24 protein-coding genes are annotated in these 26,299 nt (G+C 39.5%); 10 read left to right on the forward strand and 14 right to left on the reverse strand.

Features of this window, described 5'->3' with window-relative positions:
- Positions 1 to 17 precede the first annotated feature (17 nt).
- Positions 18 to 1,292 (forward strand): RuBisCO small subunit-like domain-containing protein, encoded by a 1,275-nt coding sequence (locus VE944_RS12990; protein WP_324977666.1) that lies wholly within the window; start codon positions 18 to 20, stop codon positions 1,290 to 1,292.
- Positions 1,293 to 1,569: 277 nt separating this feature from the next.
- Here the strand turns inward: VE944_RS12990 and VE944_RS12995 are convergent, their stop codons facing one another.
- Positions 1,570 to 1,866 (reverse strand): hypothetical protein, encoded by a 297-nt coding sequence (locus VE944_RS12995; RefSeq protein ID WP_324977600.1) that lies wholly within the window; start codon positions 1,864 to 1,866, stop codon positions 1,570 to 1,572.
- A 12-nt stretch (positions 1,867 to 1,878) separates the two neighbouring features.
- A complete protein-coding gene (locus VE944_RS13000; protein ID WP_324977602.1) occupies positions 1,879 to 2,346 on the reverse strand; it encodes a VOC family protein in 468 nt (155 codons plus the stop codon).
- A 76-nt stretch (positions 2,347 to 2,422) separates the two neighbouring features.
- Between VE944_RS13000 and VE944_RS13005 the strand changes: the two genes are divergently transcribed.
- The gene (locus VE944_RS13005; protein WP_322647719.1) at positions 2,423 to 2,896 is read left to right on the forward strand and encodes a DUF4385 domain-containing protein; all 474 of its coding nucleotides are present in this window, start codon (positions 2,423 to 2,425) and stop codon (positions 2,894 to 2,896) included.
- 365 nt (positions 2,897 to 3,261) lie between these two features.
- On the opposite strand, the gene VE944_RS13010 is transcribed toward VE944_RS13005, so the two are convergent.
- The 3 genes from VE944_RS13010 to VE944_RS13020 all read right to left on the reverse strand — a co-directional run bounded on the left by VE944_RS13010 (position 3,262) and on the right by VE944_RS13020 (position 5,269).
- Complete coding sequence (locus tag VE944_RS13010) at positions 3,262 to 4,281, reverse strand: aldo/keto reductase (RefSeq protein ID WP_324977606.1); 1,020 nt, start codon at positions 4,279 to 4,281, stop codon at positions 3,262 to 3,264.
- 372 nt (positions 4,282 to 4,653) lie between these two features.
- Entirely contained in the window at positions 4,654 to 4,989 is a 336-nt protein-coding gene (gene petJ, locus VE944_RS13015; protein WP_324977608.1) for a cytochrome c6 PetJ, read from the reverse strand.
- 55 nt (positions 4,990 to 5,044) lie between these two features.
- The gene (locus tag VE944_RS13020; protein WP_229482699.1) at positions 5,045 to 5,269 is read right to left on the reverse strand and encodes a hypothetical protein; all 225 of its coding nucleotides are present in this window, start codon (positions 5,267 to 5,269) and stop codon (positions 5,045 to 5,047) included.
- 188 nt (positions 5,270 to 5,457) lie between these two features.
- Between VE944_RS13020 and VE944_RS13025 the strand changes: the two genes are divergently transcribed.
- Positions 5,458 to 6,258: a histidine kinase gene (locus tag VE944_RS13025; RefSeq protein ID WP_324977611.1), complete on the forward strand. Its 801-nt coding sequence runs from the start codon at positions 5,458 to 5,460 to the stop codon at positions 6,256 to 6,258.
- An 803-nt stretch (positions 6,259 to 7,061) separates the two neighbouring features.
- Here the strand turns inward: VE944_RS13025 and VE944_RS13030 are convergent.
- The 4 genes from VE944_RS13030 to VE944_RS13045 all read right to left on the reverse strand — a co-directional run bounded on the left by VE944_RS13030 (position 7,062) and on the right by VE944_RS13045 (position 10,569).
- Positions 7,062 to 7,253 carry a YqaE/Pmp3 family membrane protein gene (locus VE944_RS13030; protein ID WP_094353212.1) on the reverse strand — a complete coding sequence of 64 codons (192 nt, stop codon included), beginning with the start codon at positions 7,251 to 7,253 and terminating at the stop codon, positions 7,062 to 7,064.
- Positions 7,254 to 7,382: 129 nt separating this feature from the next.
- Positions 7,383 to 7,778, reverse strand: a complete 396-nt coding sequence (locus tag VE944_RS13035; RefSeq protein WP_324977614.1) for a phage holin family protein — start codon at positions 7,776 to 7,778, stop codon at positions 7,383 to 7,385.
- Positions 7,779 to 8,054: 276 nt separating this feature from the next.
- Positions 8,055 to 8,396 (reverse strand): 2Fe-2S iron-sulfur cluster-binding protein, encoded by a 342-nt coding sequence (locus VE944_RS13040; RefSeq protein ID WP_324977616.1) that lies wholly within the window; start codon positions 8,394 to 8,396, stop codon positions 8,055 to 8,057.
- A 13-nt stretch (positions 8,397 to 8,409) separates the two neighbouring features.
- Complete coding sequence (locus VE944_RS13045; RefSeq protein WP_324977618.1) at positions 8,410 to 10,569, reverse strand: Tex family protein; 2,160 nt, start codon at positions 10,567 to 10,569, stop codon at positions 8,410 to 8,412.
- Between the two features lie 538 nt (positions 10,570 to 11,107).
- Here VE944_RS13045 and VE944_RS13050 point away from each other — a divergent pair.
- The 7 genes from VE944_RS13050 to VE944_RS13080 all read left to right on the forward strand — a co-directional run bounded on the left by VE944_RS13050 (position 11,108) and on the right by VE944_RS13080 (position 20,254).
- A complete protein-coding gene (locus tag VE944_RS13050; protein ID WP_324977620.1) occupies positions 11,108 to 11,362 on the forward strand; it encodes a hypothetical protein in 255 nt (84 codons plus the stop codon).
- A 1,957-nt stretch (positions 11,363 to 13,319) separates the two neighbouring features.
- On the forward strand, positions 13,320 to 13,733 hold the full coding sequence (locus tag VE944_RS13055; RefSeq protein WP_324977622.1) for an EamA family transporter: 414 nt from the start codon (positions 13,320 to 13,322) through the stop codon (positions 13,731 to 13,733).
- Between the two features lie 3 nt (positions 13,734 to 13,736).
- The gene (locus tag VE944_RS13060) at positions 13,737 to 14,093 is read left to right on the forward strand and encodes an EamA family transporter (RefSeq protein ID WP_324977624.1); all 357 of its coding nucleotides are present in this window, start codon (positions 13,737 to 13,739) and stop codon (positions 14,091 to 14,093) included.
- A gap of 85 nt (positions 14,094 to 14,178) precedes the next feature.
- On the forward strand, positions 14,179 to 15,483 hold the full coding sequence (locus tag VE944_RS13065; RefSeq protein WP_324977626.1) for an NAD(P)/FAD-dependent oxidoreductase: 1,305 nt from the start codon (positions 14,179 to 14,181) through the stop codon (positions 15,481 to 15,483).
- 39 nt (positions 15,484 to 15,522) lie between these two features.
- Positions 15,523 to 16,350: a glycosyltransferase family 2 protein gene (locus tag VE944_RS13070; protein ID WP_324977628.1), complete on the forward strand. Its 828-nt coding sequence runs from the start codon at positions 15,523 to 15,525 to the stop codon at positions 16,348 to 16,350.
- Between the two features lie 848 nt (positions 16,351 to 17,198).
- Positions 17,199 to 18,671 carry a TldD/PmbA family protein gene (locus tag VE944_RS13075; protein WP_324977630.1) on the forward strand — a complete coding sequence of 491 codons (1,473 nt, stop codon included), beginning with the start codon at positions 17,199 to 17,201 and terminating at the stop codon, positions 18,669 to 18,671.
- A 242-nt stretch (positions 18,672 to 18,913) separates the two neighbouring features.
- Positions 18,914 to 20,254 carry a TldD/PmbA family protein gene (locus tag VE944_RS13080; RefSeq protein WP_324977632.1) on the forward strand — a complete coding sequence of 447 codons (1,341 nt, stop codon included), beginning with the start codon at positions 18,914 to 18,916 and terminating at the stop codon, positions 20,252 to 20,254.
- A 69-nt stretch (positions 20,255 to 20,323) separates the two neighbouring features.
- On the opposite strand, the gene VE944_RS13085 is transcribed toward VE944_RS13080, so the two are convergent.
- The 5 genes from VE944_RS13085 to mgtE all read right to left on the reverse strand — a co-directional run bounded on the left by VE944_RS13085 (position 20,324) and on the right by mgtE (position 25,912).
- A complete protein-coding gene (locus VE944_RS13085) occupies positions 20,324 to 20,764 on the reverse strand; it encodes a pentapeptide repeat-containing protein (RefSeq protein ID WP_324977634.1) in 441 nt (146 codons plus the stop codon).
- A 203-nt stretch (positions 20,765 to 20,967) separates the two neighbouring features.
- Complete coding sequence (locus VE944_RS13090) at positions 20,968 to 21,960, reverse strand: pentapeptide repeat-containing protein (RefSeq protein ID WP_324977636.1); 993 nt, start codon at positions 21,958 to 21,960, stop codon at positions 20,968 to 20,970.
- A gap of 71 nt (positions 21,961 to 22,031) precedes the next feature.
- Positions 22,032 to 22,922, reverse strand: coding sequence for a hypothetical protein (locus VE944_RS13095; RefSeq protein WP_324977639.1), 891 nt, complete (start codon positions 22,920 to 22,922; stop codon positions 22,032 to 22,034).
- Positions 22,923 to 23,420: 498 nt separating this feature from the next.
- The gene (locus tag VE944_RS13100) at positions 23,421 to 24,461 is read right to left on the reverse strand and encodes an aspartate carbamoyltransferase catalytic subunit (RefSeq protein ID WP_324977641.1); all 1,041 of its coding nucleotides are present in this window, start codon (positions 24,459 to 24,461) and stop codon (positions 23,421 to 23,423) included.
- Positions 24,462 to 24,559: 98 nt separating this feature from the next.
- On the reverse strand, positions 24,560 to 25,912 hold the full coding sequence (mgtE, locus tag VE944_RS13105; RefSeq protein ID WP_324977643.1) for a magnesium transporter: 1,353 nt from the start codon (positions 25,910 to 25,912) through the stop codon (positions 24,560 to 24,562).
- Between the last annotated feature and the right edge of the window lie 387 nt (positions 25,913 to 26,299).

Below are 26,299 nucleotides of genomic sequence, written 5' to 3' on the forward strand. Positions count from 1 at the left end.
TAGGCAAAGATAATTTTATGGGTTACTACATCGCTCCTCGGTTTTTAGACAAATTGGCTGTCCACATCACCAAAAACTTTTTAAAGCTTCCCGGCGTGCGAGTCCCGGTGATTTTAGGTATTCACGGACGCAAAGGAGAAGGCAAAACATTTCAATGTCAATTAGTCTTCGAGAAAATGGGTATCGAGGTTACTAACATATCTGGCGGCGAATTGGAAAGTCCAGATGCAGGAGATCCAGCGCGGTTGATTCGGCTGCGCTATCGGGAGACAGCAGAACTGATCAAAGTACGCGGCAAAATGTGTGTACTGATGATTAACGATTTAGATGCAGGGGCTGGACGCTTTGATGAAGGCACTCAATATACTGTAAATACGCAGTTGGTGAATGCCACACTGATGAATATTGCTGATAATCCTACAGATGTGCAGTTGCCTGGAAGCTATGATTCCACGCCTTTACATCGTGTACCGATTATTGTCACAGGTAATGATTTTTCCACTCTCTATGCACCGTTAATTCGGGATGGGCGGATGGAGAAATTCTACTGGGAACCAGACAGAGACGACAAGGTGGGAATTGTCAAAGGGATTTTTGAACCGGATGGACTGTCACAAAAGGAAGTTGAACAGCTAGTTGATACATTTGTCAACCAGTCCATTGACTTTTTTAGCGCTTTGCGATCGCGCATTTATGACGAACAAATCCGCAACTACATCCATCAAGTAGGTTTTGAGCAGGTATCCTTGAGTATCGTTAACAGCGTTGAAGGGCCACCAGAATTTAAAAAGCCAGATTTCAGGCTGTCTCACTTAATTGAGTCTGGTAACTTCCTCGTTAGTGAACAAAAACGGGTGGAAAATTCCCATTTGGTTGATGATTACAACCGACTCAATCGAGGTAGAAATTCTCAATCTACACCACCTGCTCCTGTAACACCAATTAATCAGCCGACAAGCAATGGTGCAACTCAAGAAGTAAAAACTAATGGATTCCAGAAGCAGGAAGCATCGAGTCCACATTTGACCCTAGATACACAAGCTCAAATTAGGCAATTATTGTCTCAAGGTTACAAAATTAGCATTGAACACGTAGATGAGCGCCGCTTCCGCACAGGTGCTTGGCAAACTTGTGCTCATAGCCACATTGATGCCGAGTCTGATGCAATCTCAAATTTGGAATCAACTCTGACAGAATATAGCGGTGAGTATGTGCGTTTGGTTGGCATCGATCCAAGAGCCAAGCGCCGGGTGGTGGAGACGATTATTCAACGTCCAAATGGAAAAAATTAGTCATTAGTCATTAGTAAAAGAAAGTGGGCGGAAAAACTAATGACTATGAACTATAGTCATTTTCAATCCGGTGAGGTACAGCTATACAAATAGAACTAATCCCCTTCCCGCCTTGGGAAGAGGGTTAGGTCTGTATTGAACCTTTATGGCGATCGCCTCACTCGCTACGAATTTGACGCTCCTAGGTCGCTAACGTAATTCGTAATTCCCGATAAAAGACAGGCATTTACTGTGGACTATTAATTAGGAATTATTCGCTTACAGCAATTTTTTGGTATCACTCTATTTTTTTGGGAATGAGACTGGCGCTTTTTGTTACACTATCCCAAACAATCCAGCTAATAGAATGATCTAAATCATCGGGGCTATTGGAAACTTTAAAATATAGCTTTTCTATACCTTTTGTTTCAATAGCAAAGTCGGCATTTTGAGCATAAACGACTATAAAACCTTTATCTCGTAAACAATACATTGCCCAGCCTTTCAATGATTGCTTGTATGGTTCGTGTGGAATTGGTGGTTTTGTGATTGTGTCTTCAATTAGTTTAAATATTTGCGTGATTTTCGCGGTCATAGTAGATTTAAGTTAACTAGCTTCTGGATCACAACGAATTTCAATCATAAAACCATCTGGATCGTAAAAATACACACCTCTACCAGTAGGGCGAGTGACTGGGCCATGTGCGATCGCTATTTTATTTTCTCTGATCACTGTCACCGCGCGATCAAATAACTGTGGATCGATGTCAAAAGCTAAATGGTACGCTCTGGTGAAGGTCTTTTCTGGATCTGGATTTGGTGGTGATAATTCTGGTTCCCCAAATAAATCCAGAATTGTACCATCCGGGGTGATGAAGTTGGCTACTTTCCCAGATGCTACAAGTTCCACCAGGGTTGCGGGTACTTCGTCGCCTGTGAGTTCATGCAAACCCAGGATAGTGCCATAAAAGTAGCGCGAGGCTTGCATATCGTGGACGTTGAGGGCAATGTGATGCACTTTACGCAGATTTCCTGGCGCAAGGACACTGTTCACGGATTGGGTGCTAGATAGCATAATAGAACAAAATCTCAATACTTAGATAGAAGTTGAACTTTGTTTTAAAGTTTATTATTCATAATAAAAATCTATCATGGCTTTTGATTATTCTTTAGACTTTAAAAATATTGATTTTCGCCAACATCCTGAACTCTATCGTGTTGGGAAGGGTGAGCAGGGTGTACTTTTGGTTGAACCATACAAGTCAGAAATTCTTCCTTACTGGCGGTTCAAAACTCCTGATATTGCTAGAGAGTCAAGTGAAAAAATCTACGAAATGTTTCTTGATTATTTAGAGAAAGATGATTTTATTGGCGCGGATATGGCACGAAAGTTTATCCAAATGGGCTATACTCGCTCTCGCCGTTATGCTAATCATAAAAGTGGCAGGAAGTATAAACAAAATTCTGAAACTTCAGATTCTAAAAAAGAAATTCTCCCCTACGAAGTTGACCCAGTTAAAGCGGAATCAGCAGCAATATTTAAAGCCAAGTGGGTAGAAGCAAAGACAAATGAGAAATATCAAAAGCTTTTAGCCAAACATAAGCAGATGTATGAGCTAGAGTAAAACACTATAGCAATCCGATAGCGTTCGCGTAGCGTCTCCCCTTGGGAGAAGCGGTAGCAAGTCAGACGCTCCTGCGTCGCTAACGCTGCGCTATCGAGCGTCTTTGATTTGTGAATCACTCGTAGAGGTAAGGGACTGGGAAGAAGGAATAAAGGTGTACTGAGTTTTGTTCAAAAATCAAATATGAGTTCTATATTAACTTTCAATTGAGCGGCTTTCGGAGAGTGTATTACGTGAATGAACCTCTGAGCTTCGCCAATGAACCTCTGAGCTTCATCGATGAACCTCTGAGGTTTGCGAATGAACCTCTAAGCTTCGTCGATAAACCTCTGAGGTTTGCGAATGAACCTTGGGGAGTAACCTGCTTATCGGCGATATTCGTCGCCACAATCGCCGATTAGCTGGTACAAATCCCGTGATTGGCGAGATACTGCATTGATGCGATCGCGATCGTCAGCATCTAAACTAAAACTAAATACTTTGGCGTTATCTTCTATATGTTCAGATACACCAAGTTTTGCACCAACTATCACACCGCCCACAGTTGGCTGATCTAAAATGTAACGCACTGCTACGTTAGAAATGCTTACCCCATGCTTATTAGCAATTTCCTTCAGAATAGCCAGCAACTCTTGAAATAATCGCCAACCACCCCAAGCATCGATCATATTTTTATATTTTTTCAAACTAGCAGTGGATAAATCAAATCCTTGCGGTTCCGGTTTTCCCAAATAGTTTTCTGATAACAAACCGCCGCACAGTGTACCGTAAGTAAAAAGCTTTATGTCATGCTGTTGACAAAACTGCACCATATTAACTTCGGGACGGCGGTCAACAAGGGAAAATTGCACTTGGTTAGAAACAATTTTGATACCTGCTTCGGTAATCAGCTTCAAGTTTTCTGTGTCAAAATTAGTTAAACCTAGATGCTTAATTTTACCCTCAGTCTGAAGTTCTGCCATATATTTTAGGGCATCCAGGTAATTTTTATCCTGATATTCCCACCAGTGGAATTGCATCAAATCTAACGATTCCACATTCATCCTTCTCAGGGAAATATCAATATTTTCCTCGACAAGTTTTTTCGTCATTTTGCCAGGACGAGGTACCCATTTTGTAAAGGCTTGTACCTGAGATAAAGCATCTTTACCACGAGTGTCAATTAGTTGACAGCGAAACTCACCAATAAAGTCTTCTGCGGGGCCATAGTGGTCTGCTAAATCCCAAGTAGTGAAGCCTGCATCTACATATTTGAACATAGTCTCAATAGCGGCTTGGGGATTGATCCGTCCGTGTCCGCCGGAGACTTGCCACATCCCATTTAAGATCCGGCAAATGTTCAAATCAGGAGTGAATTGGAGACGGCTAGCTGCGGGTAAGTTCATTTTCAAGTTTAGGAGTGAGAAGAGACGCGATTAATCACGTCTGTACAGGAGTGAGAAGAACGAAGAATTAGCGAGTTCGTAAGCACCTTATTAGAGGATGTTTGAAAAGCATTTTTGGTAACATTTAAGCTCTCGGAAAGCTAAACCCCCGCGACTTTTTCCCTACAACAAAATGGGGATTTCAAAGACTCACGACCTTTGGAGGAAAGGAATGGAAGCGGGGTTTTGAGTATCCTTTACAACTTTTCAAACAACCTCTTACAACATTCTTAGACTTTATACTTTCTTAAGAACCATTTATAACAGCGATAATCAATAACTCTTAAATCTTAACCCTTAATTCCTAACTTTGAACTCCTAACTCCTAACTTTCTAACGCCAGTCTTTTTCAGCTTGTTCAAGAACGTAAGCAGCAACATCTTGAATTTGCTGTTCAGTAAGGCGTTCTTTGTAGGCTGACATATTATTTTTACCATTGGTAACTATAGATGTAACTGCCTCTATTGAATCCATACCATACTTTTTCAGCGCTTGCATTTTGAGATTTTTACCTCGCCTGATGATGTTGCTGCCGTTAATATGACAACCAGCACATTGAACACCAAATATTTGTTCACCGTTAACTGTGTCTGCTGCACTAGCAGGTAAAGTAAAAGTACTTATTAATAACAAAAACGTTACTAATACTAATGTAAGTAGTCTTTTCAATTAACTTCTCCTGGTTTTGACATACTGGTTACAGAGATTAGTGTCAGAACTAATACTACAAGGATTCAAAGTCAGTTGTAAATCCAGCAAAATTTGCACAATCTTCTTGAAAAGCTTCTGCATCGCTAACATCCTCAATTTTATAAGACATGATGCGCGTCCCATCTGGCATTTTTTTGGAACCAATCAATTCACCTTGATATTTCTCTGCGATCGCTTTAAATTCAGTACCATAAAGCTTCCAGGCATCGGCTGAACAAGTAATATTTACTCGCCACATATTTGCATCTCAATTACTACTAACAATTAATCATCTCACGAATGGGCAATATGCTACACATCACCTCCTTAGGGTTATTATTTTCTATCTAAAGGAAGTACCGAGCCTTCTCAGGCTACGCCATAATGTGGGTATGGGAACATGTCTAGAAAATATTATCCAAAATAGTTAAACCCTAAGAGTTGAAAATGCCTAACAATATCAAACAACAAATTCAAGAAGACCTGCAACAAGCTAAAGAAACCGGACAATTAAGAACTGAGCGGATTCGAGAAATTGTGAAATCCGCAGTTTCTCAAGTAGCTTCTGAATTTAAACAAGGTTCAAGTGAAGTTCGTAATCTTGTTAAAGATGCTGTTTCTGCTGTAGTTGAAAACTTCCAAGAAAAAGGTGGCGAACTCAAAGATGAAGTGACAGCTTCTATTGAAGGAGCGCTGGAAGGGATTAATAGCAAAAGACACGAAAGCATTGCTCAAACTCAGACAGATATAAAGAAGCTACAGGCTCAACTAGATGGTGAAGAAGAACAACTCCAGCAAGAGGTTGATGTAATTTTGGCAGAGATTGAAGAGACGAGTAAGGAAAAACCTGCTAGTACCAAAACTGCAATTAATTCTGCTATCAATTCCCTTAAAGATAGTGAAGAAGCAGGATTGTTAAAGAAACGTTATGCCCAACTGCAAGCGCAGCTAGCGATTGTCCGAGCTAACTTAGCTGCACGCTATGGCGGACGTAATATGGAGGTTCAAGATTATCTAGACGAGGCTAAACACTGGTACGATAAAGCTCGTCCTCAAGCAGAATCTATGGCTGTGCAGGTAGAAGAGAAGCGATCGCAGCTTGAAGATAAACTGGGTGAAGCTGGTACATCTTTAGCAAGAAAAGAGCGCCAAATCAAACAGACGTTGAGAGAGTTACTCTTAACGGCGGCTGACTTGTTCAAAGATAAGGAACCTGCGAATAAAGAGCGGGATACTATTCATAAATAGACTAGACTGCTTTTCACAAAACTCTGATACATATAGAATTTTAGTAGGGACACTGCAATGCCGTGCCCCTACTAACGTATTTGTATAATTATTAAATACTCAGCTTTATTAGGGTTAGGACGTGTTTTCAAACTACTCGTTTTGCCCCATAACTTTTTAGATCCCCCTAAATCCCCCTTAGAAAGGGTGACTTTAAGAAACCTATTTGTCCCCCAATTTATCGGGAATTGGGGGGATTTAAGACTTTGGAAACACACCTTAGCCTTTGATATAACCCACCGCTTGATAAGCTGAAAAATATCTAAATCGCATAATCAGAGGACTATCGTTATAGCGGTTCTCGACAAGCGTGAGGTACAATTTTGACCTCTCTCCTTTTAGGCTACGGTGTACACACAATTCGAAAAATTCTCTACCCACATTTTTGTCAGAGTGAAACTGTTACACTTACCGACATCCCGCCCAGAAATGAAGTTCTGGGCTGATAGCTGAAGTCCACTCAAGTGGACTGAATTAATCATTTAGTCCACTTGAGTGGACTTTAGCTATGAGACTCGGAATTCATTCCGAGGCGGGATAGAAACGCAGTGCGAGATTTATTAATTAATAAAGATATAACTGCGACAGACTTGTGTGTACACCGTAGCTCCTAAAAGGAGAGAGGCTTTGAATTTTTCCCCCTTCCTGCTTCGGAAAGGGGGTTAGGTCTTATAACCTCTAATTCTGGTAAAAATTAAAATGGTACGTTACGGCTTAAACCATAACGTACCCCACTCAAGATTCACTAAAATTCATCTTGCCTATTAGTAAATATTGCCTTCTCTATTCAGTTGTTCATCATGCTTGGCAATAACCCAAATTGCATGAATACTACCGGGTAGCCAACCTAGAACTGTGAGCAAGATGTTAATAAACAGAGTTGGGCCAACTCCAACAGTCAGGAAAACGCCTAAAGGAGGCACTAACAAACCTAGAAGAAAACGAACTAATTTCATGATTTTGCCGTATTTTTGTGATTTTCTTTAATTACATTCTGCTGAAGATACCGAATCAGGAAATCCATCTTCGGATATTTATTTGGAGTAGAGATGTGAGAAAACTGGTATTTCTACTCTTTATAATACTTATCTAGAAGGTAATTCACCTTGGGTTTTTTCGCCACTGCCGGTTAACAGGTTTTTTTCAACAAAGTAGTTGTTAATGAAGGTGTTAGCAAAAGTTAAAATCACTGGCCCAAGAAGGAAACCAATAATTCCGCGAACTGCGAACCCAGGAACTAGCACTGCTGCTAACCAGAAACACAAACCGTTGACGACAAGCGAAAATGCTCCAAATGATAGAAAGTTAAGTGGTAGAGAAAGAGCAGACAAAACTGGTTTAACTGAACCGTTAATTAGACCAATTACTAAAGCAGCAATCATAGCTGCGGGAAAATTAGCAATATTAACGCCTGGAACAACTAAATCAACAATCAACAGGCTCAAAGCTGTAGCTAGGGCGGTTAATAATGGTGTTAACATTTTTCTTACCTAATCACTAAAGATTTTTTGTAACTTCTTATCTACATCTTCAACTATCTGCTAGGTTTTAACCTCTCTAGCAAGATAGAATTTGCTTCTATCGTTAGGCCGATCATTAAGAAAAAGATAGCGGTTTGAATACTACGTAGGTTTTACTTAAAAAAGCACTCCAGGGTAGGTTGGGTTGAGGAATGAAACCCAACATTTTCACCGCTTTGTCGGGTTTTACTACCTTTAACCCAACCTACAAATCTTCTTAACGGATTAGTATGTCAATCACTTAGATTTTCCAGACTCAGGCTGATAGTAAAGAGCTGATTTATACAAGATTTGTTCTTGATGGGTTTCTAAAGTGCAATTAGACAAAGGGTAAGTTACACAAGTAACAACATAACCAGCCTGTACTTCACTTGGGCGCAAAAATTTTTGCTCACTTTGATCAACTTCACCGCTAATCAGTTTGGCGACACAGGCAGAACATTCGCCTTGTTTGCACCCTGATGGTAGGCGCATACCAGCATCTTCTGCTATATCCAGAATATATTGATCGTCTGGTACTGAAATAGTACGATCTAATCCTAGTGTAGGATTAATGAATTGAACTTGATAAACTGCCATCTGCTGTTTGTAATTATTGTTTAACTGCTTTCATCGACAAACTAATCCGCTTGAGTTTCTCGTTGATTTCTAGCACCTGCACTTTGACTACTTGTCCGACTTTGACAACTTTGTTGGGATCGTCTACAAATCTATCAGCAAGTTGGGATATATGCACCAAGCCATCTTGATGTACGCCGATATCAACGAAAGCGCCGAAGTTGGCGACATTTGTGATCATTCCCTCCAGTTCCATTCCCACCTTTAAGTCCCTGATTTCCTTAATTCCTTCTTTGAAGGTGGCATACTTAAATTCTGCACGGGGATCTCTACCTGGTTTTTCTAGTTCGCTGAGGATGTCGCGCAGTGTGGGTTCGCCGACGCTATCAGTAACATATTTCTTCAAGTTGGTCTTTTTAAGTTTTTCAGCAATTTGTGTGACCTGATTTAATGGCACATTTAGATCAGATGCGATCGCTTCTACTAAAGAATAACTTTCTGGATGCACTGCTGTATTATCCAATGGGTTATCACCGCCGCGAATCCGCAGAAAACCCGCCGCTTGTTCAAAAGCCTTTGGCCCCAGCTTTGGAACTTTCAAAAGTTGTCGGCGATTTTTAAAGGCTCCATTCTGGTTACGATAGGCGACAATGTTATTGGCAACTGTTGCCGTAATCCCAGAGACAGAAGTTAGAAGTTCTTTGGAAGCCATATTCAAGTCTACGCCGACGTAGTTAACGCAGCTTTCTACAGTCTCATCCAATTTCTTTTTCAGCAATTTCTGATCGACATCGTGCTGATATTGTCCCACACCAATAGATTTGGGATCGATTTTCACCAGTTCCGCCAGAGGGTCTTGCAAACGACGGCCAATGCTAATAGCACCGCGCACGGTAATATCTAAATCGGGAAACTCTTCTAACGCTACAGTACTGGCAGAATATATAGATGCGCCAGATTCATTCACCATTACCTTAACTGGTTTGCGTTCTATAGTTTGCAATACTTGTGTGACAAACTCCTCTGTCTCGCGGGACGCTGTACCGTTACCAATGGCGATTAACTCAATCTTGTATTTTTCAATCAGATTTTTGACACTTTGTGCAGCTTTAGCGCGTTGTTCAGCCGCTTGGTGAGGAAAAACCGCTTGGTATTCCAAAAATTTCCCTGTTTGGTCGAGGACAGCAACTTTACACCCAGTCCTAAATCCAGGGTCTATCGCTAGCGTTGGTTTCATTCCTGCTGGTGCAGATAGCAGCAACTCTCGCAGATTAGTTTCAAAGGTCTTGATTGATTCCATGTCTGCATATACTTTAATCTCAGAAATTACCTCTCCCATTAGAGAGACTTTCATTAAACGATTGAATGCATCCTTCAACATCGCCTGATAAAAATCCCGAATTGTCCGAACTTTGGTTTTAATTTCTTTCGACTCAAGATAGTAAAGTATCGTATCTTCATCAAAAGCAATTTCAAAGCTTAATACTTTCTCCGTTTCACCCCGACACAACGCCAGCATATTGTGGGGTGCAATATTTTTTACCTTAATTTGATAGTTACGGTACATCTCAAATTTGGTTGTACCTTCGGGATAATCATCTTTGATGCGGGAGACAAATACCCCTTCTTCTAGAAGATAGTCGCGGATATATGCCCGTAATTCAGCTTTTTCAGCCACTTCTTCCGCTAAAATATCAGCAGCGCCTTTGAGTGCTTCTTCTGCTGTTTTTACTCCCTTGGCTTCAGAAATATACTTAGCCGCTTCTTCTTCCAGGGAAGCCGTTGCAGCATTTTTTACATTTAGCGAATTGATGAATTCCGCCAGAGGTTCGAGTCCTTTTTCTCTGGCGATAGTGGCGCGGGTGCGTCGTTTTGGGCGATAGGGTAGGTATAAATCCTCAAGTTCGGTTTTTTGTAAGCAGGATGAGATTTTAGCTTTGAGTTCATCTGTGAGTTTACCAAGTTGTGCGATCGCACTTAAAATCACAGATTTTCGTTCTTCCAGTTCTGTTAAATAAGTATATCGATCAGCCAGTTCACGTAGTTGCACTTCATTCATCTCATCGGTGCGCTCTTTGCGGTAACGTGCAATAAAAGGAATTGTTGCACCCTCCGCCAAAAGTTCCAGCGCGTTTTGCACCTGATGAGGTTTGAGGTTTATTTCACTTGCCAGTAATTGAGGAATGTTCAGCATTGAGTGTCTAAAATGAAAAAATGAAAATGCTACTTCTAAAGGTAATATGCTAAATCCTTATCCTGGCGCAAGGCCAAAGTTTTAAGCTAATTTACCAGATGATTACTCACAAGAGTGCAATTAGCTAAATAGACAAAACCCACCTTCGCAAGTTTTAAAGCCTTCCAATCTCCGTGGTTAAACAAGAGTTTGTATAGCATAGCGCAGCTATACTGAGTTGGGATATCACCAGAAGGAATTTTGCACTCCTCACCAAGTTACGTCTAGCGTCTGGTAAGCTACTGTTAAAAGGAGTTTGGCTCACCATCGACCACAGAAGAAGGAGTTATTAGCCAAGCTTTTGAGCGCTGCTTCTGTCGCAAGAATTATTCCAATTTGTGTAAGATACGACGTTGCGTAATCTTGATTTTTTATAATATTTATTTCAATGGGCTGTTGTGGCTAAAACCTCATTGGATGTAAAATTAACCACTAATTCCAAAAAACAATTTCAGTTTGTTTTATAAGCGCAATAACTTATAGTTCAGAAGTTAGTAAAATGGCTTTGTTATTTTTGATACCACTATGTACGGCTTTAGCCACTGGCTACTTCTTTAAAAAAAGTAGTGATGAACTTGCATATATTGCAGGTGTATTTGCAGCTATTAGCTTGATTTTCAGTTTAGTATTAGCACCCTGGCAGATTCAGTTTGGATTGTTAATGATTGTCTTAATTATTACCAACAGACTTTTGCAGGAAAATGAGTCAAAACAAACTCAAAGCAAAGAAAAACAATTTAGGGAAATTAAATAAGACCAATTACCACTAAGCATCAAATATCAAGTTTGATAGGAAGGGTAAGGTTTTGAGTTTAATCTTGCTGATTATCATCAGTTATCAGTGAAAAATTGTAAGTCAAATTGAGAGTCAGAGTCCCCCACAACTGACAAGTGGTGTGTTTCAGTTGGGGTCAAATACCCGCACTACTATTGTGATAAATGTTGACTGTTCACTGATTTAATAGTGTCACTTTATGGATAAATGTATAACGGAGATTCAAGGATTTTAAAAATAATTTTCCATTCTTTTCTGTCCATTTGATTCTAGACTCAACTTGTGTATAGACGGTACTAGTAAAAAGAGGAGTTGGGAGTGAGGTTTTGTACTCTATTAAATCCGCCTTCCTAAGAGAATTGAGAAATAGTGGCTTCCGGCTTACTTGGTGTCTAAGTTAACCTTAAAATAACTTTTGTTTAAGATATCTGAATTTGAAAATTTTCATAACTAAAAAACAATTCAGACTATTGGTTAGCATCTATGATTTTACTATTGAGTATATAACTATACTTAAAGTTAATTATTTGTATTAGTATTCAAGTTCCAATTCTGCTTACTCAAACTCTTAGCTTTGCACTTTTAGAGTTTGATACTAAATCGCTACTTCTGCAACTTTATTAGTCAGAAAGTGATACATAAATAATGTACAAATTATTAAAAATAAAGATTCATCAACAGGAAAATATAGATTTCATAAAGTTTCTGTTTAAGTATATTTTCCTAAAATGAATTTTTGATGAAGTGTGGCGATAAATTTGCAACATTGTTATCTCATGGTATTCTAGTAAGTAATTATATGTAAAAATAAATATTGAGATAAAGCTCTAGTTAAAATTACATATAGTTAAAAACAATTAGACAACACTAGTACTAAGATAATGTAAAAATATCTCAAATCTACCTACCTCAACATAAATAAGCTGCGAGTTGCTCGGCAAACGCTAGTTTACATTACCCATTAGTCTCGTCAAAAGCTCCATTTATTTTGACATGCAATAAAATTCCCCAAAAACCTGTAAGGCGTATGACTCTATAGTTATTTATAGATGATTTTCGCTATTACGCAGATTTTTCTTAACCATTGTGTTCCTATGTCCAAAAAAAGTACCTATACACACTATTTTTGATTACAAATTTCCATGAATCGCCTTAGTCTCCAGCCGAGGTTGCAGATATGTGTGTAAGCCTGGATAAATTCTATGGCATGTCGGAGAACTGATAAACACTTCCTAGAGAAAACTAAGAACATTTATCAATCCAGCTTAGTTTTGATGCATAAGCTAACGGCTTTAGAAGTTGAGTAGTGTCTTCAACAAGTTTTCTATAGCAGGATACAACTGATGAAAGTTAATGAATGGATTAATAAAAAATTCCAAGAATCCATCTGTTAAACATGGGGGCCAAATCCGAGTTCAGCATAAGCGATGTCCCACTGCTAAACTTTGTCCACACATTTGTGGCAGAGCACTCAATGTTCCCTATATATGCATTTACTATGACATAGATATTGCGATACGCCATCGCACTCAAACTAGTATGGAAACATAACTGACTGATACGAAAGACATCTGCAATTCACAATTGGGCAAAGGCTAAATTGATTGCGCCAATTGCCAAGCAATTAAACTGTTATGTCTGCGAGTGGAACTCAGTAAACAAATTTAGCATACTCTACTCCGATAATATCGGGTCTTGCCAAAATACAGCAACCGTCTTCCAAGCTGCATAGTATCTACTTACTAACTCTTGGACATAAGCTTCTATGATCATTTTGATATCAGTCCCTTCAAGACAAGCTTCCTAATTATGTTGTCTATTTACTGAAGTGAAAATTGAATTGCAAATAAGGTATTACCAAAATATGAAACTTTTAAAACGATAGATTGTTTACTGTCCGGTTCATACCTAATATCTCGATTGAGGCAAATGTACTATGAAATCTATCTCGCAAAGTTCAAACGTTAAAATAATTCCTTATATTATATTGTTTGTTAGTATTTTATTTAGTATTTCTGGTCAATTGCTTATGAAGCATACCATGAGCCATACAAATGAGGGACTATTTAATTGGGTATTTATTCAAAAATTAGTATTAGCTATTAGTATTTATTGCTTGGGGGTAGTAAATTGGATATTAGCTCTGCGCTCTGTAAAATTGAGTATTGCTTATCCACTAACTAGTTTAAATTACGTCGGTATATTTTTTGGATCATACTACTTTTTTAATGAAGAGATTACACTAACTAGAATAGCAGGAGTAATCACTATTTTCCTGGGTGTTCTTTTAGTAGTTATTCCCTTGAAAAAATCTACATCAATGTACAGCAAATCTCATCAAGAAGATTAAAAAATGAACATCACTACTTGGCTAGTCTTAATGCTTGTGGTTTTATTCGGAACAACAGCTAACCTATCACTAAAGTATGGACTTCACCTTTCTAGCCATGCTAAAGGAGCAAGCGCATCTATCCAAAATCTGTTATTGTCTCGTTATTTTTGGATTTGGTTTGTTTGTTATACATTTATGACTATATTGTGGCTTTATGTATTGCGGACAATTCCTCTGAGCCAAGCATTTCCAGTTTTAGGATTAATGTATGCATTTGTACCAATTGCTTCTCACTATCTTCTAAAAGAGCGGGTTGTATTTAGCCAGTGGTTAGGAATTTCCATTATTATAACTGGTGTAGTTCTTGTTGTAAATTAATAGCTAAAAAGTAGATAGCAAAGCTATTAATACTAAAACTCTTTGAAAATATAATTTCAAAATCATCATTACAAAAATCTAAATTATGAATATAGGCATCATTGGCGGAGGCATAACTGGGCTAGTATTAGCCCAACGTCTTTCAAATCAAGGACATAAAGTAACTGTATTCGACAGTAATAAGCAGCTTGGTGGACTTACCACTTATCATGATTATGGGTTGTTTACCTGGGATAGGTTTTATCACGTTATCCTCCCTTCTGATACTCATTTAATAAATTTCCTCAGAGATATTGGTCTTGGAGATAAGCTGCGTTGGCATCGAAGTTTAACAGGGTTCTACGATAATCAAAAATTTTATTCTATCAGTAACTCTATAGAATTTCTCCGCTTTCCTTTGTTCGGACTTATAGCTAAAATTAGATTAGCTTTCACTTTATTGTATGGTTCACGCCTTAATAACTGGCGGCGATTAGAGAAGATATTAGTTGAAGATTGGCTCTTGAAGCTTGGTGGTAAAAGCACATACGAAAAACTCTGGAAACCCTTGCTTCTATCCAAATTAGGAGAGAACTATAAGCGAATATCAGCAGTTTTTATCTGGGCTTATATTAAACGGTTATTTTCAGCGCGAGATACTTCATTAAACAAAGAACAACTTGGTTATGTCTCAGGCGGTTACAAAACTGTTTTTGATCATATAGAAAAATTAATTTACACGGCTGGGGGTCATATCCACACAGGTGTTGCGGTGGAATATATTGCACCTCATCCAGACGGTGGAATGTGGGTAGAATATCAGGGCAAAAAGGAACATTTTGATAAAGTCATCTTTACTGGCCCAGTTAATATTCTGCAACAAGTTGCTGCCAAAGAATTGGTCAAAGTTTCAGACACCCGCGAAACAGTAGAATACCTCGGCGTAATCTGCATGGTACTTATTACTCGCAAGGCTCTAATTCCTTATTACGTAGTAAATATTGCCGATAGAAATGTCCCCTTTACTGGAGTCATCGGCATGAGTAACCTAGTTTCTTTGCAAGAGACAGCAGGGTATCATATCACATTCCTACCAAAATATATCCTTTCCACCGACCCGTTATTAAAACAGCCAGATGATAAATTGCGCCAAGTATTTTTCCAGGGTATACGTTTGATGTTCCCAGAACTCAAAGCAGATGATATTGTCGCGGCACACATTAATCGAGCTATTAAAGTACAGCCACTACAAGTTTTAAATTATTCAAGCCTTGTTCCAAAAGTGAGTACTGAAAACGATGATTTTTTCGTCGTCAATACCTCACAGTTGGTCAATGATAGCGTCAATAACAACGCAGTCGTCCGACAGGTTGATGAATTTCTCAAGAAATCAACATTACTGAATTCTTGAGATTAGAGAATAATATTTTGAAAATCACACGAGGTACTTATGAGTCTTTTTGTTCTTTTACCCGCATACAATGAGCAAGAATCAATTCGCCCCTTGTTCAAAAAGTTTCAGGTATTGCAGCAAATATCTAATATGGATATCCGGCTGATTCTTGTTGATGATGGTAGCAAGGATGCAACTGCTCAGACTGCAATAGAAGAATCTCAATCGCTGGGGATATCACTGAAATTAGTCCAGCATCTCAAAAATGCTGGTTTAGGTCAAGCAATTAAAACAGGTTTCACAACTTTCTTAGAAATTTCTAAAGAAGGTGATTTTTTAGCCGCGATGGATTGCGATAACACTCAACCACCAGAACTATTAATCAAGATGTATGACACGATGATAGCTGGTAGCTATGATATTGCGATCGCATCTAGATATCGAAAAGGCTCCAAAGTCATAGGCTTATCAAAATTTAGAGAGGTGATGAGCTACGGAGCAAGCTGGCTTTTTAGAATTGCAGCTCATGTACCAGGTGTAAGAGATTACACTTGTGGTTACAGACTGTATAACCGTACTTTCGTCAGCAAACTAGATATCTATTATGGCGAGAGTTTATTCACTGAAAGTGGATTTGCTTGCATGATAGATTTATTGCTGAAAGCCAAACCGCTCAAACCAAAAATCGTAGAAATTCCAATGGTTTTGAGATATGACGAAAAGCCGAGTGCCAGCAAAATGAAAATTATTAAAACTATTACTCGAACTCTAAAGCTATTGTTTAAGAATTTAACATCGCCAGCGCCAACTGCTGCTAATATAGGTCAGACTTTTAATCAGCAAGAAACAGCAAGAATTCCATTGAAAATAACAAATCGTAAATAAACCTGGGTGTACCTTGCTCACTTTGTTATTTTTTATGTTACCACAAAGTATTGAGGGGATATCTTTTCCCCTTAACCTTTTCCCATACAACAAGGTAATTTGTTAGTAATTGTCCGATAAGCATTGAATGAAGCTCTATATTTTATGGTCTGTATTCCATAGCTGACAAAAAGACTCCACTCGTCCACGATTGACCAGTTTATTATAAGAGGTTATTACCTCATTTTTGAATTTACGTAGCAAGTTTGGAGATTTAAAACAAGTTTTAAAATCAAAATTATCGCCTCCTTTTTATGAAAACTCACCATTTATATCTATTATTAAATCTCATAGAATTATATTTATACAAGTACAGCACTTCCGGCAGCTATGAGGTACATCCTAAAAGCTGAAAGCAATGATAGGGGAGGGGCAAAGAGAAAACTATATTGCATAATAGCCGGAAGCGCTGTAAGCTAAACCACATCTAGTTTGCATATCTAAAATTTATATAACTCTTGTGGGGTGGGCATCTTGTCCGCCGCAATTCTGCAATTTAAATGTGGAACAGCTTATGGCTGAACAATTTCCAAAAAATTAGTATAATCTAGGTCAATCATGGGGGAATTAAGTAAAACTTTATTCCTAGTATTGCAATAATTTATCTCGTATAAATTATTAAAATAGTGCGTTAATTTACGCTAATTATTATTTTATGCACAGATACCGAGAGATAACGGGGTGAGATTGTAAGGTGAGGAAACCCCTACTACTTAATTGCCGACTCTGGCTTTCACTGATTTGTTAGACTGAACACACCAGGATTTTTCAGTCAAATCTCTGAACTACGCCAGCAGACGAGGCTACACATGCTTACAAGTACGCTACTTCTCTCGAATCAACTTCCCACCCTGCAATATTCTTCCACACCAGAGCGTTTCGATGAAACCTGGGAAGCCCCCCTGGCTACCCTCCTGGGACTAGGACGCGCCGCAGGTGCTGACTTCATCGAATTATTTTTAGAGCGTCGCAACTATATTAGTTGTCTTGCAGAAGACGACTCCATCACTAGTATTTCACCCAGTCTGTCTACAGGCGCGGGAGTCAGAGTATTTCGTGGCAAAGCTGATTGCTATGTCAGCACCAATGACCTTTCGTTTTCCGGTTTGAAAGCAGCTTTAGAAAAAGGTCTTTCTATCCTGGGATTGCAACTACCCACTGCTAAAGCTTTCATCCCAGAAATCAACCTAGAATTATTGAGAGATTACGCCACCAAAAGAGGTAAAGATGCCTGGCTACCAGTGTGTAGCTCCATCCGAGAAATGGGAGAAGTCCTCCTTGATGGTACTACCAACCTGAAGCAAAAAGCTAGCCACGTCCAATCGCGCCGTGCTACCTATTTCCGGGATTGGCAAGAAGTTTTAATCGCCGCCAGTGACGGCACTTTTGCCCGTGACATTCGCCTCACTCAGTCAGTAGGATTTAACCTGTTGTGTGCTGATGGTGCTAATCGTGCTTCCATCGGTGAACGCGCTGGTAACACCAGTGATGCCAACTTCTTGAGGACTTGGGATTCTCAACAAGCCGCCGAAAAAATAGCAGAATCTGCTGGCAAAATGCTCTACGCCGATTACGTAGAATCAGGTACTTACCCGATTATTATGGCCAATCACTTTGGCGGTGTAATCTTCCACGAAGCTTGCGGACACCTGCTAGAAACCACCCAAATTGAACGCAATACCACACCCTTTGCTGACAAAAAAGGCGAAAAAATTGCCCACGAAAGTTTGACAGCCTGGGATGAAGGGCGCTCTGAAAATGCCTTCGGGACAATTGACATGGATGACGAAGGTATGCCTGCTCAAAGAACTCTATTAATTGAAAAAGGCGTTCTCAAAAACTTCTTAGCAGATAGAACAGGTTCTGCACGTACTGGACACCCCAGAACTGGAAGTGGACGCCGCCAAAATTATACCTTTGCTGCTGCTAGCCGGATGCGTAATACCTATATTGATTCTGGCGAATATAGCATTGATGATTTATTTACCTCTGTTGATAAAGGTATTTACTGTAAAAAGATGGGTGGCGGAAGCGTTGGTGCTACAGGCCAATTTAACTTTAGTGTTGATGAAGCTTATTTGATTGAAAATGGCAAAATCACCAAACCCCTAAAAGGAGCAATTCTTATCGGTGAAGCTAAGGAAATTATGAATAAAATTTCTATGTGTTCCCAAGATTTGGAAATTGCACCAGGTTTTTGTGGTTCCGTCAGTGGTAGTATTTACACCACAGTAGGGCAACCCCACATCAAGGTTGATTCTATTACCGTCGGTGGAAGATAATAATTTTGGACTTGAGATTTTGGATTGTGAATGAAGGATATTGCGTCAATAAAAAGATACGAGACAAATATAAGTCATAAGCTAAACCACATCTAGCATAATACTCAGTTGTGGAGCGGGCGTCTCGCCCGCCCAAGAAATACAAGCAAGTTTTCTGTAGAAAAGCTTAACATCCAAAATCCAAAATCTAATATCCAAAATAAAATTGCTTCCAATCTAAAATTCAAAATCCAAAATTGACTATGCCAAATATCAATGAGATTGCAAATTCTGCCAAGAACAATGCTGAGAAGCTTGGTATTAAGAAATTCGACATTTATGGCTCAACAGTAGATGATACTAGCGTGCAAGTAGACCAAGGTGAGCCAAAACAAGTCAAAGCCTCAAATCGCTCTGGTGTTACTGTTCGTGTCTGGAATGAAGATAATACAATGGGTGTCACCAGCACGACAGATGTAGACTCCAAAGGACTGGAATTAGCTTTGAAAACTGCCTACGAAGCCAGTTTCTTTGGTGTTAAAGAAAATGTTCCTGATTTTAGTCCAGAAGCGACTGCTCCTATTGAAAATAAACCCCAAGATAAGGCACCCCAAGCACCAGTTGCTGAACTCATAGAAAGATTATTGGTAGCTGAAAAAGAACTACTGGCAGCTCATCCAGCAATTAAAGGTGTGCCTTATAATGGGTTATCACAAAGAGATATTGACAGATTTTATCTCAATAGCGACGGTGCAGTGAGAACTGAATCTCACTCTTTAGCATCAGTTTATCTTTACAGCAAAACTGAGGAAGAAGGAAAAAAACCTCGCAGTGCAGGTGCTTTTAGAATCAACCATAGTTTAGATAATCTAGACATCAATGGTTGCATCAAAGAAACCGCAGATAAAACTATCAGTCACTTAAATTATGAAAAAATTAAAACTGGTAAATATCGAGTTGTTTTTTCACCGGAAGCTTTCTTAAGTCTGTTGGGTGGTTTTTCTAACTTATTCAACGCTCAAAGTATTTTGGACAACCAAAGCTTATCTACTGCTGATGATTTAGGTAAGGAAATTGCTTCTCCTCTTCTTTCAGTGTTTGATGATGCACTTCACCCAGCTAACGTAGGTGCAGAAAGTTTTGATGGTGAAGGAACTCCTACTCGTCAGGTTTCGCTGATTGAAAATGGTGTTTTAAAAAGCTTTCTCCACAGTGCAGGCACTGCTAAAAGGTTCAATACTCAGCCAACAGGTAATGCCAGTATTGGTGCAAAAGTTAGTGTTAGTCCCAATTTTTATCACGTTTTTTCAACAGCAACTCCTGAAGAAGAGTTGAGTTTAGAAACTGCTGAAAATGTAATTTTTATCGATGATTTACAAGCTCTCCATGCTGGAGTTAAAGCCTTGCAAGGTTCGTTTTCTTTGCCGTTTGATGGTTGGCTAGTTAACAAGGGTATGAGGACGAGTATTGAATCAGCAACTGTAGCTGGCGATTTCTTAGAAGTTCTGAAGTCAATTATCTATGTAGAGAAAGAACCAGAGTTAACGCCAGGGGGAGTTTGTCCGAAAATCTGGGTTAATGAACTATCGATTACTGGTGAGTAAAAGTTAAAAGTAGAGGGTTAGGAGTTGAATTTAACTCTTAACTCATCACTTTGAAATCATTACTCACCATTAGTATTCACCACCAATACTAATGGCAGTATTAAATACATCAGCACCCCTTAAATTAATATTAGCCATAATAGCGCCATCTACGTCACTATTATATAAATGAGCATTACTCAAATCAACATTGGTGAGATTAGCGTTATTTAGGCTAGTACCACTGACAAAAGCATCTGTGAGATTAGCAGACTTCAAATTGGCACCAGTTAAATCAGCACCCTCTAGGTTAGCACTTTCAAGATTAGCTCCTTTTAAATTTGCATTTCTGAGGTCAACACCTATTAGGTGAGCGCCTTTGAGGTTTGCTCCTGCTAAATTACATCCAGAACATTCTCTAGTTTGCAGCAAGCGCCGGACAGAAGCGGAGTTTTCTGCTTTGACGGAAAGGGGAGCAGCTAAAGATAGCGTGCTGAGTATGGCTGCTGCCGTCAAAAAAATTGCTTTCATATTTACCTCCGACACTTCTAGAAGTCATTAAATTTTTAAACTTCTACGATACCAGTGTGCCAAGATTACAGAATTCTGTACTCATGCGATCGGAGTAATAGATAATTTCTATGAGAATAGGTATTTTTCTGTAAGCTAGTCCGATCGGACTAATAGTAATATTCTTGGACTCAACTGCAACAACTGCAAACCGCTATATATTGTTAGTCGTTAATTGTTCCATCAGGCATGACCGCACCACGCAAATCTGCACCAGTCAGATTTGTACTACTCATTTCTGCTCTGATTAAATTTGCTTTACTTAAATTAGCACCAGTCAAGTTTGTTCTAGCAAGATAGGCATCAACCAAGTCTGCTTCAGTGAGGTTAGCCCCACATAGGTTAGCCCGACTTAAATCAACTCTATTTAGCCTTGCAAAACTCAGGTTTACTCTACTCATCTGGCATCTAGTCAGTTTAGCATCTGGCATAATTGCACCATACAAGTTAACACCTGTAAGTTCAGCATCAATGAGATTTGAGCGTTCTAGTCTAGCGTTCATCAGGTTAGCACCTTTCAAATTAGCGCCCCCGATGTTAGTATCTGCCAAAGATGCATTATACAGAATCGCTTCACTCAGGTTGGCATCACTCAAATCGGCATAACGTAGCGTTGCCTCGCTCAAGTTAGCACCACTCAAATCAACTTTAGATAAGTCTACACCAGTTAAATCAGCGCCCCGCAGGTCAGCCTTATGGAGGTTAGCACCCCGTAGACTAGCAGAGTACATTCTCCTTTCTTCTCTGAAGTTAGCACCACGCAGGCACGCACCAGTTAAATTTGCACCACTCAAATTTGCACCACGCAAATCGGCGTCCATCAAGTTACTATCTAGCATATACGCCAAAGTTAAATTGGCATTATGCAAATCAGCACCCTGTAAAGTTGCACCATGTAAATTAGCATCATGCAAGTTGGCATCGATTAAACTTGCCTGATTTAGGTTTGCACCACTTAGCTTTGTACAAACTAGATTTGCCTTATTCAGGATTCCCCGATTTAGATAGCTAAAAATTAGGATTGCATTAGACAAATCTGCCTTGTTTAAACTTATACCAATCAAGTCTGCACCAAACAAATTTACGCCGTTTAAGTTTGCTTCAAAAAACTTTGTTTCTCCATTTTCATATCGTTTAATAAGTTCATTGGCATCCATATTTATTCTCCCTATCAATTACCACAATCGTTTCAGATTTTCCCAGGATTAACAATAGTCAAAAGTTGCCATTATTCCTTGATAGGGGGTACTATAAATTGACAGGTATTATTGTCATCATTGAATGCCATTTTATGATAAGGATTAACCAATGTTTTCGTTTCTAGAGATGAATCGCTGTTAAACGGTTGAGATCCGTTGTCACTGGATGATATATTGCCATATAGACCTCGCATAGATTGGATGATTGCACTAGCTGCTTGAATATTTTCATCCGGTTTGCCTAGAGATATAACGGCATTATTTAGTTTAGATTCAAGCTCTCTGGTAGTTGGACAAGTATTAAATAATTTCAGCAATAAATCATCAAGTTTTTCAGTCTTCACTTTCAACCAGTCTTCTTCATTGAAAGTAAATTTTTTGTAAAGTGCAGAAAATAGAACTATCTTAGCCCTAAGTGGGTTAGTATACTTCATAATATTTTGCCGTAAATCAAACTGATTATATTGATATTTGATTTGACTGTTTTGAGATTTATCTATAGGATTTGATGAGATTTGTCCAGAATTATAAAATGTCTGTTCCTCTTTACAAGGTTGATTTAATAATATTCCTGTTAATTCTTCTTGATGAGGTTGATTCAATAATATTCCTGTTGATTCATCAGATGTTATATATAACTTCTGCATCTCATGAGAAATAACACTGGCTATTAGGGCGTATTCGTCTTGTTTATTAAGGGTTTTTACAACTTTAGATAAACTATAATTTAAGTTATTTATAGTTGGATTTAATCTGCATAATTCTTGAATTAATTCTTGTAGTTTAAAGCGTTCTAGCGTATCTTCATCATTCTCCCAAATATTTCTACAAGCTGAGTATATTAATTTTTTAATCCGTTTTGAGTTTTCATGATGTTCTAAATTTTTAGTTACTGCATCGAGGCTAGATATAGTTTTCATCGATAAATCTCCGGCATAGGTATTAGGTAGTAAGAAATGATAGAATTAGCTTTTTAAACGTGACTCGTAAAATCTCTTTTTCTCGGAACATTCTCTGTGTGAAAAGTGGTTTATAAGTTACTTATTTAACCGCCGAGGCACAGCAGAAAGTCTGAGAGCATTAGGCTTTTTAAGACAGAAAATACGGAGAAAACAGATTTATATTATGTCTGTTTGATTACTTATTAAACCCGAAGAACCCCACCCCGCCGAAGCTACGCTTTGTTTCCCCTACCCGCTTGCGGGTAGGGGATTTAAGGGTGGAGTGCAACGGCTCTGGGAATCACAGGACATAATATTAGAGAGAAATTCTCGCAGGTGAATTTCTACTTACTTTAAAAGGGCTGGTCTTATGTTATACCCTTTTTATATAGCTTGTGTAGTCATGTCGAACCACTTTACCCACGGCTGGCTCAACAGCCGAATTCTGGTGGCCATTGCCTGTGAGAGTTAAATTATTTAGACCTTACTGCTTCCTATCAAATACAACAGCGCCATACGAACGGCGACACCACTAGTAACTTGCGATTGAATGAGACTAAATTCTGGGTCATCCATCAATTCAGAACTAATTTCAACACCACGGTTAACTGGGCCTGGATGCAAAACTTTGACGTTAGGTTTACAAAGTTGTAACTTTGTACGAGTAATGCCAAATAGCTGATGATATTCTCGCAAACTTGGCAGTAAATGAGCCGTCATGCGTTCCTTTTGCAGGCGCAAAGTCATTACAAAATCGGCATTTTGTAAAGCTGGTTCTAGTTGCCAATGTAGAAATAGTTGGGGAATGGGGAGTGGGGAGTGGGGAGTGGGGGATGAGGGTGATGATGAGATACCTACCTCTTCCAAGATATACTCAGTAAATAATTTGGGTAAGAGAGTGGGTGGGGCTGCGAGATGCACTTCGGCACCACTGGCGATTAAACTCCAGATATTCGATCGCGCCACGCGAGAATGGAGAATATCCCCAACAATGGCAATCTTTTTACCCTTTAAAAGTTCTAGTCGGGGACTAGCTGGATCAATTAGAGTACAAATGGTAAATAAATCTAGCAGTGCTTGGGAAGGATGCTCATGTTGACCATCACCAGCATTGAGGACGCTAACTTTTACACCTAAACGATCCATTTCAGCCGCGATCGCATTCGGTACTCCTGCCTCTCGATGGCGGACTACCATAATATCAGTTCCCATTGCCAAATAGGTTTTCGCCGTGTCGAGAATTGTTTCTCCTTTAGTCATAGAAGATGTGGCTGCGGCAAAATTCAGCGTATCTGCACTTAAGCGTTTCGCTGCGAGTTCAAAACTGCTGCGAGTGCGGGTAGACGATTCAAAAAATAAATTCGCCACCACCTGTCCCTGTAAGGTTGGTACTTTCTTTGTCCGCCGTGATAGCACCTCTTGAAAACTGGCAGCAGTTTGCAAAACAGTATTATATTCAGCCGCCGTAAAGTCAGCTAGGGAAAGAACGTGATGACGATTCCAGGTGGTAGTAGGCATATTTGGGGTGTGGGGACTGGGGGCTGGGGATTGGGGACTGGGGGAGATAAGGGAGAAATAATCAATGTCCAATGCCCCATGCCCAATGCCCAATCCTTTTAGGTTGGCAAATGGAAAACGTTTAAAGCTAGAGAAATTAAGCTGAGGAACGTTAAAAACCCAATTGTATCTAGCATTGTAGTCACTAACGGGCCACTAACTAAAGCAGGGTCAAGCTTCAGCCGTGTCAAAGCCATTGGCAGTAAAGTGCCGAGTGTAACAGCCACAATTGTATTAGTTGCCATTACCATCCCGGCAATTAAAGCTACCCATCGTTCTTGGGGCCGCGCCCAAATTAAGGAAAGCAAGATCATCGTTGTGGCTAAAGCTAGGGCTGTACCTAAACCAGCTAGAAGTTCCTTACGGAGAATTTTCAAGGTATCTTTGGGTGTTATCTCGCCCACTCCCAAGCCGCGAATTGTCACCGTTAATGATTGAATCCCAACAGTACCACCAGTGTTAGAAAAAATCGGCATGATTACTGCTAAGACTGGCACTGCGGCAATTACAGATTGAAAAGGCGCGATCGCACTGGCAGCACCAATATACATTGCCATGATTCCCAACAGCCAAGGTAAGCGGTTGCGAATGGTGAGTAAGGGAGAGGATAAAGCTGCTTCATCACCACTGACACCCGCCAGTTTTTGGATGTCTTCTGTGGCTTCCTCTTGCAAAATATCCATGACATCATCAATGGTGACGATGCCAACCAATCGGTCTTCTCGGTCAACTACGGGGATAGCGATTAAGTCGTAGCGCTGCATGATTCGCGCCACTTCTTCTTGGGGAGTTTCAGTTCTAACTTTGATGACGCGATCGCTAGCAATATCTTTGATGAAAACTTCGGGAAAGGTAAATAGCAATTGGCGCAGTGAAACTACTCTCACCAGCGTCCGATTGTCATCTGTAACGTAGGCGTAGTAAATCGACTCTTTGTCTTCGTCCTGACGGCGGATTTTGCTTAGGGCTTCACCTACAGTCAGTCCTTGGCGCAACCGGACATATTCAGTTGTCATTACTCGCCCAGCAGTACCTTCTGGATAGCCGAGAATCGTTGCTGTTGCTTGCCTTTGTTCTGGACTCAGTTCTTGTAATAGCCGTTTGATTACCCCAGCAGGGAGTTCATCAAACAATTCTGCCCGTTCATCGGGACTCATCGCTTCTACAAGTTGCACTACCTGGACATTATGCAGAGAATTAATTAGTTCTTCCTGCACCTCTGTGGGCAGATATTCAAATACATCAATTGCCTGAGCTTTATTGAGTAAACGGAATGCGATCGCGCGTTGTTGTTCAGGCAATTGTGTAATATAGTCTCCCACATCCACAGGTTGCAAGCGATTTAAATCCCATTTTAACTGGTTTAAATCGGTAGTATCAGTCAGCAAATCACGAATATCTTGTGTGAGCATGAGATATATCTCCTAAGTCTCCCCCGCGCTGGGAGACTTCCTCGCCAGTTCAGAGGAGGTTGATACTGCCATCTGGTGGACTATGGCCCATAAAATTTCAACAATTCAATATCGATATCTAAATTAAGGCATCGCTAGTCATCATCCTAACCCGGAATAGCGCTCTCCAGGAAATACTGAATATTAGCATTCAGTATTAGTGATATTTACCACTAACAGTTAAGTTAATTACCTCGAATTTTAGGTAATTTTCGGCTAGCTTAAAGTAGATTTTACTATTGCTATGAGCTATGTGTCTTGGCAATCAACGAATTTTTTCGCAAACTTTATACAGTTAAAATATTTACAACATCAATAAGCAATATTTGGTAGCAAGCAACTTCATGC

Source organism: Nostoc sp., from assembly GCF_035638895.1.
In the GTDB taxonomy this organism is placed as follows: domain Bacteria; phylum Cyanobacteriota; class Cyanobacteriia; order Cyanobacteriales; family Nostocaceae; genus Nostoc.